The sequence below is a fragment of the Chamaesiphon minutus PCC 6605 genome, from assembly GCF_000317145.1.
GTDB classification, from domain to species: Bacteria; Cyanobacteriota; Cyanobacteriia; order Cyanobacteriales; family Chamaesiphonaceae; genus Chamaesiphon; species Chamaesiphon minutus.
Genome location: NC_019698.1, coordinates 1 through 14,816 on the forward strand (window position 1 = coordinate 1; position 14,816 = coordinate 14,816).

General features: G+C 45.9%; 14 protein-coding genes. 8 read left to right on the forward strand and 6 right to left on the reverse strand.

Features of this window, described 5'->3' with window-relative positions:
- Window positions 1-676 precede the first annotated feature (676 nt).
- Complete coding sequence (gene tnpC, locus CHA6605_RS30955) at window positions 677-1,045, forward strand: Tn3 family transposase post-transcriptional regulator TnpC (RefSeq protein ID WP_015162884.1); 369 nt, start codon at window positions 677-679, stop codon at window positions 1,043-1,045.
- 110 nt (window positions 1,046-1,155) lie between these two features.
- Here the strand turns inward: tnpC and CHA6605_RS30960 are convergent, their stop codons facing one another.
- The gene (locus CHA6605_RS30960; RefSeq protein ID WP_232432355.1) at window positions 1,156-2,175 is read right to left on the reverse strand and encodes a DUF4351 domain-containing protein; all 1,020 of its coding nucleotides are present in this window, start codon (window positions 2,173-2,175) and stop codon (window positions 1,156-1,158) included.
- A gap of 129 nt (window positions 2,176-2,304) precedes the next feature.
- On the opposite strand from CHA6605_RS30960, the gene parA reads away from it, so the two are divergent.
- From parA to CHA6605_RS30980, 4 genes are all read left to right on the forward strand, one after another.
- Window positions 2,305-2,943 (forward strand): ParA family partition ATPase, encoded by a 639-nt coding sequence (parA, locus tag CHA6605_RS30965; RefSeq protein WP_015162886.1) that lies wholly within the window; start codon window positions 2,305-2,307, stop codon window positions 2,941-2,943.
- A complete protein-coding gene (locus CHA6605_RS30970; protein WP_015162887.1) occupies window positions 2,937-3,260 on the forward strand; it encodes a hypothetical protein in 324 nt (107 codons plus the stop codon). Before parA ends, CHA6605_RS30970 begins: the two co-directional genes overlap by 7 nt.
- A 118-nt stretch (window positions 3,261-3,378) precedes the next feature.
- Window positions 3,379-4,185, forward strand: a complete 807-nt coding sequence (locus tag CHA6605_RS30975; protein ID WP_015162888.1) for a hypothetical protein — start codon at window positions 3,379-3,381, stop codon at window positions 4,183-4,185.
- A 298-nt stretch (window positions 4,186-4,483) separates the two neighbouring features.
- Complete coding sequence (locus tag CHA6605_RS30980) at window positions 4,484-7,393, forward strand: plasmid replication protein, CyRepA1 family (RefSeq protein ID WP_015162889.1); 2,910 nt, start codon at window positions 4,484-4,486, stop codon at window positions 7,391-7,393.
- Between the two features lie 428 nt (window positions 7,394-7,821).
- Here the strand turns inward: CHA6605_RS30980 and CHA6605_RS30985 are convergent, their stop codons facing one another.
- The 4 genes from CHA6605_RS30985 to CHA6605_RS32310 all read right to left on the reverse strand — a co-directional run bounded on the left by CHA6605_RS30985 (window position 7,822) and on the right by CHA6605_RS32310 (window position 10,205).
- A complete protein-coding gene (locus tag CHA6605_RS30985; protein ID WP_015162890.1) occupies window positions 7,822-8,412 on the reverse strand; it encodes a G-protein coupled receptor family protein in 591 nt (196 codons plus the stop codon).
- A 495-nt stretch (window positions 8,413-8,907) separates the two neighbouring features.
- Complete coding sequence (locus CHA6605_RS30990; RefSeq protein WP_015162891.1) at window positions 8,908-9,093, reverse strand: hypothetical protein; 186 nt, start codon at window positions 9,091-9,093, stop codon at window positions 8,908-8,910.
- Entirely contained in the window at window positions 9,090-9,767 is a 678-nt protein-coding gene (locus tag CHA6605_RS30995) for a nucleotide-binding protein (protein ID WP_015162892.1), read from the reverse strand. Before CHA6605_RS30995 ends, CHA6605_RS30990 begins: the two co-directional genes overlap by 4 nt.
- A 12-nt stretch (window positions 9,768-9,779) precedes the next feature.
- On the reverse strand, window positions 9,780-10,205 hold the full coding sequence (locus tag CHA6605_RS32310; RefSeq protein ID WP_015162893.1) for a hypothetical protein: 426 nt from the start codon (window positions 10,203-10,205) through the stop codon (window positions 9,780-9,782).
- A gap of 644 nt (window positions 10,206-10,849) precedes the next feature.
- Between CHA6605_RS32310 and CHA6605_RS31005 the strand changes: the two genes are divergently transcribed.
- Entirely contained in the window at window positions 10,850-11,260 is a 411-nt protein-coding gene (locus CHA6605_RS31005) for a plasmid mobilization protein (RefSeq protein WP_232432357.1), read from the forward strand.
- A gap of 199 nt (window positions 11,261-11,459) precedes the next feature.
- Complete coding sequence (gene traI, locus CHA6605_RS31015; RefSeq protein WP_015162895.1) at window positions 11,460-12,788, forward strand: TraI/MobA(P) family conjugative relaxase; 1,329 nt, start codon at window positions 11,460-11,462, stop codon at window positions 12,786-12,788.
- Here traI and CHA6605_RS35330 read toward each other — a convergent pair.
- Window positions 12,764-12,934 carry a hypothetical protein gene (locus tag CHA6605_RS35330; protein ID WP_198288613.1) on the reverse strand — a complete coding sequence of 57 codons (171 nt, stop codon included), beginning with the start codon at window positions 12,932-12,934 and terminating at the stop codon, window positions 12,764-12,766. The two genes, traI and CHA6605_RS35330, sit on opposite strands and share 25 nt — an antisense overlap.
- Before the next feature lie 119 nt (window positions 12,935-13,053).
- Between CHA6605_RS35330 and CHA6605_RS32315 the strand changes: the two genes are divergently transcribed.
- Window positions 13,054-14,808, forward strand: coding sequence for an SUMF1/EgtB/PvdO family nonheme iron enzyme (locus CHA6605_RS32315; RefSeq protein ID WP_015162896.1), 1,755 nt, complete (start codon window positions 13,054-13,056; stop codon window positions 14,806-14,808).
- Window positions 14,809-14,816: the final 8 nt, after the last annotated feature.

Below are 14,816 nucleotides of genomic sequence, written 5' to 3' on the forward strand. Positions count from 1 at the left end.
TAGTAAATATATAAAATTTAGTATTTACTTTAGATTATTATTAATTGGCATCAACGTGTCAAAAAAATATTTTACGCCAAAGCTGAGATACTTACCTAAAAAGCATCTCAGCCTTATTCCTGTTCATTGGTCGCGTTCGATCAAAATCGGCTAAAAGTGCCCAACGAGCCAAAAATATAAAATTATCGGAGTCTAAAACCCCCACCTAAAAACAGCTCTAATCTAATCCAAGAAAGCATTTGAAGGTTTTAATAAAGATACTTATGGTGAATTAAACTAGATCTAATTGAGGGACGACCGGGACAAAATAAGTGTAAAACAGTGCCCCAAAACGCCCAGAAGCTTACACATAGTCATTTTGATCGAAAGTGGATCGAGCGCGAAAATCAGCATTATCACACCCTTGCTGATATAGTTTGGCTATAGATAATGCTTTCAACTCCCGCTCGTTGGGTGTGAGAACTTTAGAACCGCCCATTTTCTAGTGATATAAGCGGAAGTAATCGATCGTTAGGGCTAGAAAGCTCATTCGGTAGTCGATCGATAAAAACTTCTTATGGCATGTCTACCTCTTCACTTAATCACTTAATCACTTAATCACTTAATTACTTGTTCACTTGCTGGTACTCTGGAGAGAATCGACTCTATTTCCTCGTCAAAACAAATATTTTTAACAATGAGTGAAAAGAATCACGAGACAGACTACGGGACTCTCAACAGCAAGAAACTAGATGAGCTACAACGGAGCTTCGACACCACGAAAATTTTGGCGGCTGTGGATACCATTGATGAGATCCGTTACCGGATTTGTGAGCCAGATGGAATGAGACAGGATTTGCTCGATCTCCATTCGATGGCTCACACGATTATTAATGGCGATTCAACCCTTAATGCGCCCAGAGGAACGTGCATTTGGGAAGTCGCTCAAGATCTAGAGTTGGAAATAGATGAATTTGCCACCAAATTGAGTGAAATTGCTAACCTGCTAGCCAAACTAGGCGAACTCGTTCCTGATGATGAAGATGAAGATGAAGATGAAGATTGATGTACTCTCCAGCACCAGCACACTAGGAGGGTGCCACTCTCAAGACACCGAAAACCGCGAAACGAGCCAATCGCTGACATCGAATCGATATCGCGCCCCAAGAAGATTGGTTATCGAGCTAGCCAAACCTCTAAATCCCCTACGCTAGTAAAGTCTAATAACTCCTCTGCCAACGCCTCGACCCGATCGAGACTCAAACCATTTAACCGTGACAGTAGTTCGGGCGATAAATTGCCAAGCTTCCGAGTCAAGAGCTTAATTGCTAACGCCCGTTGCCCCTCTACTCGACCTTCAATCCGACCCTCTTCTTTCCAACTAGTAGTAATTTCCATAATATTCTCCCGCTCTTGGGGTAATTTAATTTTATCAACTTCAACTCGAAACTGCTCTTGCTCGGCTGAGTTCAACCGTAAATAACTGTCAATGAAACCCGATAGTAGAAAAGTTCGCGCCCGATCTAACTTGAGTTTAGCAATCATCCGCAAACACTCAACCTTGACTCGCGGGCGATCTGCGGGGTCGATACTCATCTTCGCCATCAATGCCGCCGCGACGGGATTGGGACGCTTGAGAAAGTCCCGCCAGTTTAACTGGTTGAGCTGAATCGTCAAAAAGTTAAAATCTAAGATCTGCAACCCAGGCGCATTGACCTGATAATTATTTTTCTCCTCTCGAAAAGGTTTATCGAAGGAGAAGAGCGCGATTGGGTAGACGATCTGTAAATACTTCCGGTGCAGTTGAGCGAAGTAGAAAAATATCCGGCGGTGGAAATCAGTCTCGGTGCCAGACTGGTGTTCGCAGTTCACTACCACCGACACCCGCCCGCTTTCTGGTGCATTGGGACGACCGCGCAGCCGGACTCTGACAATGATATCCATTGCCCGCCGCTTACCTACTCCGATGTCGGTAAAGTACTCTTGAGGGAGAAATTCAAGACTTTCTGGTTCGATCGCTACGAACAGATCGGGGGCAAATAACTCCAAGAACTCCAGGAAAAAAGTCGTTAACAACTGCTTGAATAACTGGTCGTGGTCGATATTGCCCGTACTGTCAGTTTGCGGTTTTTTCTTACCCATATCGTTCGCTAGTAGTAAATGTAAGATAACATATTCACTTGACCACTTATTCACTTGAATACTTGACCACTTGACCACTTGACCACTTGAATACTTGACCACTTGAATACTTGTTTAAGTACTTACTTGTTGCTAATCTAGACAGAATCGACTCTATCCTTTCATCAAGACGAGCATGAGAATATGATTCTGACAATTGCCAATCAGAAGGGTGGAAGCGGGAAAACAACAATTTCGATCCACCTGGCTCACGCAATTGCTCTCGCTAAAAAGAAAGTATTGCTGGTAGATGCCGATCCCCAAGGATCGGCAAGCGTGTGGGCATCTGCCCGAACCGAGGTGTCACCCTTCCCAGTAATCGCGATGGCGCGGGAAACTCTTCACCGAGATTTGCCAGAAATTGCTAGTAACTATCAGCATTGTGTAATCGATACAGCTCCACGGGTGTCAGCTCTGGCTCGATCGGCGATTCTTGCTGCTGACTTAACATTGATTCCCGTTCAACCCAGTTCCTATGATGTTTGGGCTGCTGCTGAAACAGTCGCTCTCATTAAAGAAGCCCAGCAATTTAGGCCAGAAATTCAAGCAGCATTCTTAATCAATCGGAAAATTCCCAGGACGGCGATCGGTAGAGAGATTAATGGAGCTTTAGCCGATCTCTGTTTTCCAGTTCTCGATGCAACCATTTCTCAGCGAGTTGCGTTTGCAGAATCATCAGCAGGAGCTACAGTACTGGAGTTTGCTGCTACCAGCGAGGCTAGTGATGAAATCAAAGCTTTAAGTAAATGTGTCTTGAAATTTATGGGAGTTAAATCGTGGTAAAGCGTCCGTTGATTGCTAAAAAACCAACCACCAATAATTTGAATCCCACGGTAGATGATTGGATCGAGCGCGGTGGCATCGATCCGGAAATTCAAACCGCGACTTCAGAGGAAGTCATTCAACCTCCATCGCCACAGGTAGCAGCAGAACCAGAGAGCCAAGAAAAACAAGAGAAGCCGTTTCCACATCGAATCAGCTTTGATATGGGGAAGGAGCAGTATAAAAGGCTCAAATTTGCTAGCTTTGAGTCAGAGCGATCGATGAATGAGATTTTAAGGGAGGCAGTTGAGAACTGGCTGAAGGAGGGTAAGCATTGAGCAAGTGAATACGTAAATACGTGAGTAAGTGAATACGTAAATACGTATTTACGTGAGTAAGTGAATACGTGAGTAAGTGAATACGTGAGTAAGTGAATACGTGAAATGTTTATTATTTATGAGCGATACAATCATTAACGATGAATTAGACTCCGAAACTAATTTAGATCCAGAGATAGATATCTTGTCGCTTTATACAGGAGAAAAAGATGTTTATCCCCAAAATTGGGATGCTGTAAATCGACTAGGACAAGAATCAGATCTTCTTGCTAAAGGCGTACTAACATCCTTCGGTGTTAGTGAAATTTTGGCAATATTATCACTTGTAAATCCGGCAATAGCATTTGTAAGTTGGGCATTGACATTTGCATTTTTCAGCAATGAATACATTTGGCGAGTCCGCCGTCTGTATGTTGTAGCTAAGTCGATTCTCGACCATTATGGCGATGATAACGTCGTGCTTACACCGAGAGTAAAAACCGATACAGCAGCCATCGACTTGTTGGTAAAAATGCCAGACAGAAGAATGTTTGCTCTGATGACTCGCGCTAATGAAGATAGGGAAGTAATCTGGCGTGAAGATCGTCAAGAATTTTTCATAAAAAAGAATGGTAAACATGCTAAAAGGGCAATTGCTCTAACTAAGGCAATTGAATCTTTGCAGACAGTATCTTATTTACGAAAAATCAAGCATCCACTCATGGGTATAACCGCCGCAGAACGGAACGCGCCATTGATCAAGGCAATTGTTCTGGCACCAGGAGCGCGGATAGTGGCTTATGAGGATTCGCCACTGTGGACAGAGTTTGGAGGAGCAAGGGTGTTGAGAATTCAGACTACCAGCGTTACCTATGTTGTAGAGTGCAAAGATCTAATAAATTTTCTGCAACCCATACAAAAAAATGGTGAATCGACACCAAAATAGGGAAAAATAAGTTAATACTGTAAATCCCCTTAAAAGCAGAAAACCCTACCACGGACGTGGCAGAGGTCTTCAGGCGATTTAACCGTGGTTTACAGGAGCATACCGCTCTACTCCAACCGCCGTCCAAAACAAAACGGACGGAACCTTAAAATGCTGTTCCTGGGGGGATGGCATTGCATCTACTAGTATACCCAGTAGGGGGTGTACTGGCAACAGGTTTCTACTCTTACACCTACGCCATTTCAAGTAGAGAGTAGATAGTTTAGGCAATAGAGCGATCTAACGAGCAGATCGCCAAATGACACAACAAAAATTACAGTCCGAGTTACAACAGAGCGCAATCGACCCCCAAATCGCCGCACTAAATTTTGGTGAGGTCGGTCAAACCGAAGCATTCGCATTTATCGTCCGCACCCCCAAACGCCGCAATGACGGTCGATTGACCGATGGGCATCTACGGATCTACGAACAATTCGAGGCAGGCGGATGGATTGGCCGAGGGATCGACCCGCTCACCATGCAGCCAAGCGAGTGGGGTTGTCTCAAGCCGTACAACCCTCGCATTGACGACATCAAGCGCAAAGCAATAAAATACGAACATCCCCACAAGCAGCCCACCGAGCTATTTTGTTTGCGAGTGACTTGGGAGAGCGGGCGCAAAATAGCCATCAGATCGGGTTTGGAGTCCGAGTATTTAGCGCGGATGGACTCAGCCGCCAGCCCCCGCGACGAAGATCGCGAATTTTGGCAGTGGGTCAAAGATACACCGCAGCTCACCATTATCATTACCGAAGGGGCTAAAAAAGCCGCTGCATTGCTGTCGGCGGGATATTGCGCGATCGGGTTGCCAGGGATTTATGGGGGCTATCGCGCCCAACGTGAGGGCGTACCGTGCCAACCCTACCTCATTCCCCAGCTCAAGGTATTTACACAGCCAGGGCGCGAGTTTGTGTTTGCATTCGATCGGGATACCAACCCAAAAACGATCGCCGCCGTCCGTACCGCAACCGATAAAACCGGACGACTGCTAGAGCGGTCGGGCTGTAAAGTATCGGTGATGACTTGGACTCACGCACATAAAGGCGTAGACGACCTGATTTACCATGCAGGAGCTACCGCCCTTGATGCGATTTATGCCGATCGCTCATCCCTAGATAATTGGCGACTCCAGGGCAATTTTAGCCTGGATCGGTATGAGGCTGTACGGATTAATAGCCGCTATTTCGATGCAGCGGTCAGACCGAACAAACTAGAGGGTAAAATCGTTGGGGTTAAATCTGCCAAGGGCACTGGTAAAACCGAGTGGCTGGCAGAGCTGGTGAAACCATACATCAACGACGGGCGCGGCGTATTGATCTTGACCCACCGCGTTCAACTCGCCCAAGCCCTTGCCGAGCGGTTGGGCATCCCTCATGTGAGCGAAGTGTATCAACACGGGCAATTGTTAGGTTTCGCGCTGTGCGTTGATAGCCTACACGCCAACGCCCAAGTCAAGTTCGACCCAACCGTTTGGGAGGGTGCGGCAGTAGTAATCGACGAAGCCGAACAGGTGATTTGGCACCTGCTGAACTCAGGCACCTGCTCCAGCAAACGAGCCGAGATCCTGGCTAATTTTGGGGTATTGCTCCAAACGATCGCCGCGACGGGCGGGACGATCTTTTTAACTGATGCCGACTTGTCTGGCAACACGATCGAGTACGTTCAAAAGCTGACAGGCGGGATGCCGTTGTGGTTGGCAATTAACGACTACAACCCCGTTGCAGGCAAACGGACGTTAATTCTCCATAAATCGCCAGCAGATCTATTAGCAGCCTTAATTACCGATATTAATGCAGGCAAAAATATCATCCTGCATTGCTCGGCTAAAGATGTTAAGTCTAAATGGGCAGCTCAACACCTAGAGACGGCGATTAAGCAGACTTGCCCAGGCGTATCAACACTCTGTTGCGACTCCGATAATGTCGCCGACAAAGAGCATCCAGCCTATGGGATCGTCAATCGGCTGGGCGACCTCGCTCGATATCAAGTTGTCATCGCTACCAGTGTAATCGAGACAGGAGTGTCGATCGACGGCCATCATTTCGATGCTGTTTACTGTCTCGCTAACGGGGTGCAAACAGTCGATGCAGTGTCCCAAACGATCGAGCGGGTGCGGTCTGATGTCCCCCGACACATGGCAATTACAACGGGAAGCATCGGTTGGATCGGCAACGGCAGCAGTAACCCCCGACAACTGATTGCCAGCCAAAAACAGGTGGCTAAATTTAACCTCGCCGCACTCAGCCAACAGGACGCGGCTCTCCAACTCGACGAGATGGAGGCTTGCCACGTTCTCACTTGGGCGAATTATGCGGCAAAAACTAATGCTGAATTTCGCGGGTATAAGCTCAACATCATCACTAAATTGGAGCGTGAAGGTTACGAGATCGTTGAATGCGCCCCAGATCGTCATCAGGAAAATTGGGACGAGTGCCTGGATGAGATTCGCAATGTTAACTACACCCAACAACGTCAGGATATTATCGACACCTCCGCACCGGATGAGGTGGAGCTGCAAAGACTCAAAAAACAGCGGGGCAAGACCAAAGCCGAGCGACTAAAGTTAGCTAAAGGTAGGCTGGTAGAGCGTTACGGCACGGATGAGATTACGGATGAGCTGATCGTTAAAGACGATAGTGGCTGGTATCCGAAAATCCGCCTGCACTACTATCTGACAATCGGGCGAGAGTTTGCCGCCGCCAAAGACCGCGACCGCCTCCAATCGCTCGCCCACGAAGATCGGGCATTGCCGATGGATATCAATCGCTCGTGTATGTCTGGCAAACTGCAAATACTAGATGCCCTGAACATCAAGCAATTTTTCGGTGAGGACAAGGTGTTTACCGCTGACAGTCTTGCTGAGTGGCACGAGTGGGTGCAGCGGTATAGGGGGGCAATTAAGAATGCGCTCGGTCTGTCAATTTCTGCCGAATCCAACCCGATCCAGACTGCCCAACGCCTGTTAGGGCTAGTTGGATTGCAACTGACTTACATCGACCAGGTGCGCGAGGGTGGTTCGCGCGTCCGTCGCTACGCCGGAGTCGAGCAAGACGTTGACGATGGACGTGAGGAAATATTCGGGCGGTGGTTCGCGCGCGATCTGGCTAAATGTCACACCACTGCTAATAAATCTATCGAGCGGGGAGGTGAGACAGAAGTTGCTTGCTAATTGCCCCAAATGGCTAAATGTCACACCACTGCTAATAGATCTTATAAAAGGGATGTTTGCCTTCCTTCTCCCCCCATCTAGACTTTTGGTTGAATCTACTAAAATTATGGAGGTAAAAGCCCTCAAATCTTTATTCAGACTGGGCTAAAGGGTGTTGTGGGGTAGAGATCGAGCTTCTTATAAGGGTAATTATAGGTACCTCGATTGCCAGAGTGGTTGCTGTATCTAGATTTAGCTTGGTATCACCGTTATTCTTAGAACGTAAGAACTAGATAAACGGCACTATTAACTTCCCTTGACTGCTAGCCGTCGAGGGAGGCTTAAGAACGACCTCCAAATCTCGACCCAAAATATTCAGATAGAGAATTAGATGTTCGATTGACTTCTTCTGAAAATCGACCCACTCAAGTTTTTAGCAGTTGGACAACTTACTTCCAAAACCACCAACCCATAATCTTCAAACCAGGAACTAGAAATCCCACAACTGAAGCCACAATAACTAACCAACCCGCAAACTTTAATTCATTATTGTAATCATCCTGAAGTGCATAAATCCCCAATCCCAGAAAAGGTGGCAGTGATAGCGCAATCGCAACCTGCCACCCATAGATAGTTTGAAAAGCCTGGACTTGCTTAGGATGTGTGAATACGAACCGATACACGCCAGAATCGATTAATATCCCTAAGATAAGTAACGCGGCAGCAATCATCCCACCGCCCCAAAGCGACAGCATCCCCCGACCTAATTCAATCCTTTTAAACGCAGCACCAGCACTCCGACCGACATCAGTTCTAATATCGGCACGAATATTCGGAAGTAGAGTTAGCACAGCATCATTAATTCGCGTCTGTGCCTGAATCGCTCCCAAATCAGCCGTCGCCTTCAAAGACTCCCGTTCCGCATCAGCAGCTTCCTTAATCTGCTGGGGAATAGCTGCAAACTCACCTCGATAAGATTCCAGCGTCTCACCCAAGCTCCATTTATTAGCTTCGAGCATCGAAATTGTGACTTCTGGCATAAATTGGCACGATCGTCAACCATAAATTGGCTTCGCAATAACGAAAATACGTCGTTTCAGGGAATGCTAGCGATCGAGTTTTCAATCATAACTTGGCATTGAGTACCTAAATTCAATCATAATAAGGCATGAGTTCTTTTTTGAGAATTGTGTACTAACATCGCTAGAAACGGCAATTTTCAAGAACTCTCAGCCAAGTTATGGTTGATTTTCGGGGAGATTAGAGCGCACGATCGAGACAAATTTACCCTCCTGATTCAGCACAAAGTCATTGCTAGGCACGATCTAATGGTGAGAGGAGCGTAACTAGGAGTACTGGATCGGATTTGAGAGTAATCGGTCATGCTTGAGGTATTCGATCGAGTGCTTTAAATACGATCGCAAAGTGTTTCGCCAGGGAGCCGCAGTTGCAATTAAGGTAACTGATTTCCCTTCGGGATGGCTGTAGAGCACACTTGAGGGCACTCAATTTTTAAATCAAGGTACTTGGAGTTGTCAAGCATAACTTGGCCGTTTCGGCCAAGTTATGCCAGAAGTCACAGAAATAATCATCCAAAGCGCGTCATTATTTCCAAACCGATAAGAATCACTCGCATGGAGCAACTGCTGAATTTCACTATCTGTCAGCTTCCGGCGGAGATATCTTTCCGCACCACCAATGAGATCTTCTCTACTACTCATAGCTTGACGACCAGATCGAACATTTTCTTACACTCACCCCGCCATCTAAGCAGCTCCGCTTTATTCCCCAGCGGCATCTCAGCTATTGCCTGAGCGATCGTCCTCCGGTCATTGTAAAGCACCCGCGACACCCGCTCCGCTAATTCTCCCAACATTAAAGATTTCCCCTGCTTCTCGATGGCCTTTCTAACCCCAGAACTATTATAAAGTGCGAACTCATCCTCATCCCCAAACATGCCATTCCGAACTACGTGAATAGTCGTTCCTTGCATCACTTCCATATACTGCTTGAGCAACTCCACACTGTCACGTTGCATATTGATCGTCCAAAAAGTAATCAAACTCCGATCTAAGTCCTTTAAAACACCGCGCAGGTTTTCACCATATTTACTGACTCCATCATTACTACGTGCCGCTCCGTTAATAACGATCGTTTTATCCCGATGCTCCTCACAGAGATTGACCAGATCGATCCACCCATTAGCCTTATCCAGATTTAGAATCTGAGCTGGGACAGCCTCACCATATGACTTAAACACATCAGGATTGCTAGTATCAGTTTCAATTAAATAACAGTCCTTACCGATCTCACACAGATAATCGACAAGTGCCATCGATACAATACTTTTACCAACCCCACCTTTGCCACCACCAATCATGTAAATCGGATTCATCTATCTATCTCCTTACAGATCTACCGAGTCAGGTCTAGGTAAAGATCCACTCTTAGAGTGACTCTTCTTATTATCCCCTGTCACCTTAACTTCTGCTACTTCTGCTACGGGAGACGCTCCGGCTGCTGGTAGTGTGGGTGATGTTGACGATGCGGGTAATGTTTTCGACAGCTCCTTGCCAGCGACTTTAGGCTTATTAGGAGTCTTAACCTTTTGCAGATAGCTTTTGAGCGTAGGCGTAGAGATATCTAACCCCTCACCCTTCAAACTACTGGCGATTTGCTCCAAAGTATAGCCGCGCTTCTGAAGAGACTTAATCTCTTTAGCCAACATCTTCACCACCTCCTGCTTAGTCAGATCCTTTGGCGGTGGTTCGATAGCAGGCAAAGCCCGAAGTTTACTAGCAATTGCCTCAACCTGCTCTAATTTATAGCCCATCTAAATAACTCCTATCCCAGATCGGTTTAACCCAAGTATACTTTACCCGCAACTCAACCACCACCGAGCATTCACCGAATATTTACCGAGCATTTGGAGAATATCTACCCCCTATAAGAACGCACCGAAAACCCACTACTCGACTCATAGCTACTCGACCAGACTATAACTCATCTCATCTGCTCATCCCCATTTTATGTACTGCATACCCCAAGTCCCAAACTCCACGCCCCAAATCCTACACCATCTTTACTTTCTATCCGCTCACCTCTACCCGATCTCCATCTCACAATCTACCCCACCGTTTGCTGAAAACTTCCACCCTCAAAATCCATCTCTAAAATCGCTCCCTAAAATACCCAAAATCTAGCACCCCAAACAGCCCCAAAACCACGCGCAACTTATAGTAAAATCATAATTTTATGGAGGTAACAAGATGGTAGCTGCTATACGCAGCCACCCGCCCTCCGCTCGTCGCAAGCTCCTCACTCCAGGCTATCTTGTGGGGATTGCATCCCCTAACCCCTGCCGATCGCTATAATTGCCCCGACGAGATCTAACAGTGGCGATCGATTGTTTTCCTGAGCCATACTCTAATCATACTCGACCCAACAGAGCCTAATTCCTGCCAACATCTAACGAACGTGCCGATCGCTCCAATCGGAGCGGCAGGAATGGGCGGCGATGGGTTCCCTCCCGATCGTAATCATTTTTCCCGCGCTTTCTCAACCTCCTTTAACAATATGACATTCAAACGCACCCAAGCCGAACCCCTAAGCTGTCAATGCAACATCCGCCTGACCCCCAGCGAAATGGAAGAACTCAAAGACGCAGCCAGCGTCGCCGGAATCACCGTTAGTACCTACATCCGCCAACGCGCCCTCGGTCGGCGCGTGGCTGCCAATACCGACATGACAACGATCCGCGAACTCCGTCGCATTGGTGGCTTACTCAAACACATCCATAATGAAAGTGGCGGTGCATACAGCCAACTGACCGCCGATACCCTCATCGAAATTCAAAAAGCGATCGTCAGTATTGGAAATGGCTTATGAGAAAGGGAAAAGGGGAAGGGGTAAAGGGGAAAGGTGGGGAGTGTGGGAGTAGACGATCGATCTTCAACGATCGAGTTTTTCCGATCGATTGCAAAGATAAGAACGATCAGTACCCCAGACAAGTTACTCACCCAAAAAATTCCGAAACTGGAATAGTAAACCCCAGTTCGATAGTTAGGCACCCAGAGGGAGAAAGAAAATGATTGGCAAACGAGTTAAAGCAACCGCAACCAAAAGCGGTGGCAAACATGCAGGTAGCTTGGTGGACTATATCACTAAAGATAAAGACAAACATAAGGTCATGCAGATCGGTGGTAAAAACTTTATCAGCGATCGCTTGGTAGGACAGAGACTAGAAATGATGGCACTGGCAGGTGAGAACCCCCGCAGTAAAAACCCACTCAATCATTACGTCCTTAGTTGGCGCGAACAAGAACGCCCCACTCCCGACCAAATCGATTCAGCCGTAGATATCTTGCTCGCCGAAATGGAAATGCAAGAACATCAGGTCATCTATGCCGCCCATCAAGACACCCATAACATCCACGTCCATGTCGTCATCAACCGCATCCATCCAGACACGATCCAACCGATCCAAATCAATCGCGGCTTCGATATCGAAGCCCTCCACCGCGCTGTTGCCAAAATCGAATATGTCCAAGGATGGCAACCCCTTGAAAACGCTAAATATCAAATTGACGAAGATGGCAAGATCGTCGAACGACAGGACTATCAACAACAACAACCCCAGCCTAAACAACGCGCCGCCGACTTCGAGAACCGTACCGGAGAAAAATCAGCTCAACGGATTGGGATTGAAACCCTAGCCCCGATCGTCAAAGCCGCTAACGACTGGCAACAACTCCACCAGCAACTCGCCCAAGCCGGAGCCAAATACGAACAAAAAGGCACCGGAGCGATCGTTACCATTGGGGAAACAGTCATCAAAGCCAGCAGCATCGACCGTGCCGCCAGCTTCAGTAACCTTCAGAAACGATTGGGTACTTACGAACCGCCGATCCAAGATCTAGATATAGCTCCCATCTCTCCCCAGCCATTAATGGAGCAGATGCCCCCAGGTTGGCAACAATACACCCAACTCCGCAGCGACTATTACACCAATAAAACCGCCGATGCCGATGCGTTGAGACAAAAATGGGACGAACGGTTTCAACAACTGGCAGAACTTCAAACGCAAGAACGGGAACGACTGCTAGCAGGACAATGGCAGGGTAAAGGAGCGATTCTTAACGCTCTCCGCCATAGCCTCGCCGAAGACCAGAAAGAGGAGAAGCAGAAATTGCAGCAAGAGCAAGAAGCAGAGCGGGAACGACTGCGGGAGAAGTATCAACAATTTCCCAGCTTCGAGGAGTGGCAAAGATTGAGAGGGAGAGAAGACTTAGCCGAGAGATGGCGATACCGACATGGGGAAGAGAGTCCGAATTTGGAGCGGATTGAGGTGAGACAACAACAGGAGAGAGAGGTAGAACGGGTGAGTCAGGATTATGGGATGAGTATGGGGATGTGATGGGGAAACCCCGCCAGCGAATGCTTGCCGCTGCGTTGGAGATTACTGGCATGAGCGAGAGCAGTTGGCAAGCAGTCACTTCTGGGGTTTAAATTGACGGTGGGTAAGGATTTCAGCTTTAGCGGAAGATTTTCTTTTTTTGGCACGGTGAAGCTAATAACGATGTGCGATCGGCCTTCGTTGAGATTTTAGCAGTTTGCCTTTCCTTTCCTCCTTGAATTATGGGAACTCTAAGAAGTACAGAGACTATTCGTGCGGGAGCCTCATGAAAATATCACGCCAAAGCATAAAAAAAATTGGAGATGTCTTAAACAAGGCGACATCAAAATTTAGAAAAGATGACTCTTTAATCAAAATTGGTGATGTTTTTGATAATCAATATGAAGTTGATGGTATTGAAGACCACAAATTGACATGGATATGTCGAGTATTTGATATTAAAGATCCAACAAAGAAATATATTGCGAAGCGTTGGAAGAATTTAGTTGAAGATAGAGAACTAATAGAAAGAGAAATAAGAATTATAAGTCTAATCGCAGATCCCAATACTGGTGTAATTCCTCAATTAGTGCGCCCATCCAATCAATATGGATGGATTATTTATGAGTATATTGATGGCAAGCAGCTTGTAGAAGAAGTAAATGCAAATGTTAGATATGATTCCAAAAAAGCTATTAATCTTATCATAGAACTTTGCGATCTCTTAAAGCCAATTCATCAGAGAGGTATCGTTCATCGTAGAATCGATCTCAAACACATTATTCGCCGCACACAAGATCGAAAACTATTTATAGTTGATTTTAGTGAAAGTCAACGGATAGACATAGACACAGAGATAGAGCCATATGAAAGAATTGCTACAGATTTTACGCCGCCTCAGCTAAATAGTACAACACCAAAATTTGACGAAGATATATATTCTATAGGGATAATTGCTCTCTTATCCTTGACAAGATTTAATAGCCTTAGCTCATTAGTAAATGAAGAAGAAGTCGATGGAGCTTTAGCATGGGCGAAACATGCGAACGAGGCCGATATAGGCTTGATTAAGGTGGTTAGTCAAATGATAGACAAGTCATCAAGAATACGATATCAAAATATAGAAGAAGTACTTGATGCAATAAATAATATAGAAATAGAGCTACAACCAAAAAGTAATCCAACTATACAAATTCCAACCATCGAGCCAGACGTTAAATTACCTTCTAATCATTTGCAACTATCAACTATACAAAGTTCAACTAAGCATTCGCAATTATCAACTATACAAAGTCAAAACATCGAGCCAGAGATTAAATTACCTTCTAAGCATTCACAACCGTCATCATACGTATCTACTAAATTCTTGCCAACAATGGTAACGATCGAATCTGGCTCTTTTATGATGGGTTCTGCGGAAAAACGTAGCGAACGACCTGCACATCAAGTTAGCATAGCTACTTTTCAGATGAGTGCAACCCCAATTACCCAGGCTCAATGGAAATATGTAATGGAATCCGATTTGAATCCATCCCATCATCAAGGAGATAACTATCCAGTAGAATCAATTACTTGGCTCGAAGCACGAGAATTCTGCAAAAAGCTATCTAGTCTCAGTCAGGATGGTAAAGTCTATCGCTTACCTAGCGAATCTGAGTGGGAATATGCTTGTAAAGCTAATACAAATACAATGTTTTATTTTGGGGACGATCTAGATAGTTTACAAGCAAACTTTGCTAATAATGAAGGGACATCAACAGAAGTAAAAAGATTTAAAGCAAACCATTTTGGACTTTATGACATGCATGGCAATGTATGGGAATGGTGTGAAGATAGCTACGTCACTGGTTATAAAGATGCACCGATTGATGGAAGTGCAGTCACCAAGACTGAAGAAACAAATAATGATGAGAAAGTTGTCAGAGGCGGAGCCTGGAATACAAATAAATTTTCATGTAGTAGTACCAGTCGCTACAGTATTCAGAAGAATGAGTCGAATAATAACTGTGGTTTCAGAGTTGTCACTGATATACAAAAATAGATTAATTT

Bases quoted from the DNA above. Each gene is read 5' to 3' on its own strand.
- tnpC (WP_015162884.1), top strand. From the start codon at position 677: ATGAGTGAAAAGAATCACGAGACAGACTACGGGACTCTCAACAGCAAG.
- traI (WP_015162895.1), top strand. From the start codon at position 11,460: ATGATTGGCAAACGAGTTAAAGCAACCGCAACCAAAAGCGGTGGCAAA.
- CHA6605_RS30985 (WP_015162890.1), bottom strand. From the start codon at position 8,412: ATGCCAGAAGTCACAATTTCGATGCTCGAAGCTAATAAATGGAGCTTG.
- CHA6605_RS30990 (WP_015162891.1), bottom strand. From the start codon at position 9,093: ATGAGTAGTAGAGAAGATCTCATTGGTGGTGCGGAAAGATATCTCCGC.
- parA (WP_015162886.1), top strand. From the start codon at position 2,305: ATGATTCTGACAATTGCCAATCAGAAGGGTGGAAGCGGGAAAACAACA.
- CHA6605_RS30980 (WP_015162889.1), top strand. From the start codon at position 4,484: ATGACACAACAAAAATTACAGTCCGAGTTACAACAGAGCGCAATCGAC.
- CHA6605_RS30975 (WP_015162888.1), top strand. From the start codon at position 3,379: ATGAGCGATACAATCATTAACGATGAATTAGACTCCGAAACTAATTTA.
- CHA6605_RS32310 (WP_015162893.1), bottom strand. From the start codon at position 10,205: ATGGGCTATAAATTAGAGCAGGTTGAGGCAATTGCTAGTAAACTTCGG.
- CHA6605_RS32315 (WP_015162896.1), top strand. From the start codon at position 13,054: ATGAAAATATCACGCCAAAGCATAAAAAAAATTGGAGATGTCTTAAAC.
- CHA6605_RS30995 (WP_015162892.1), bottom strand. From the start codon at position 9,767: ATGAATCCGATTTACATGATTGGTGGTGGCAAAGGTGGGGTTGGTAAA.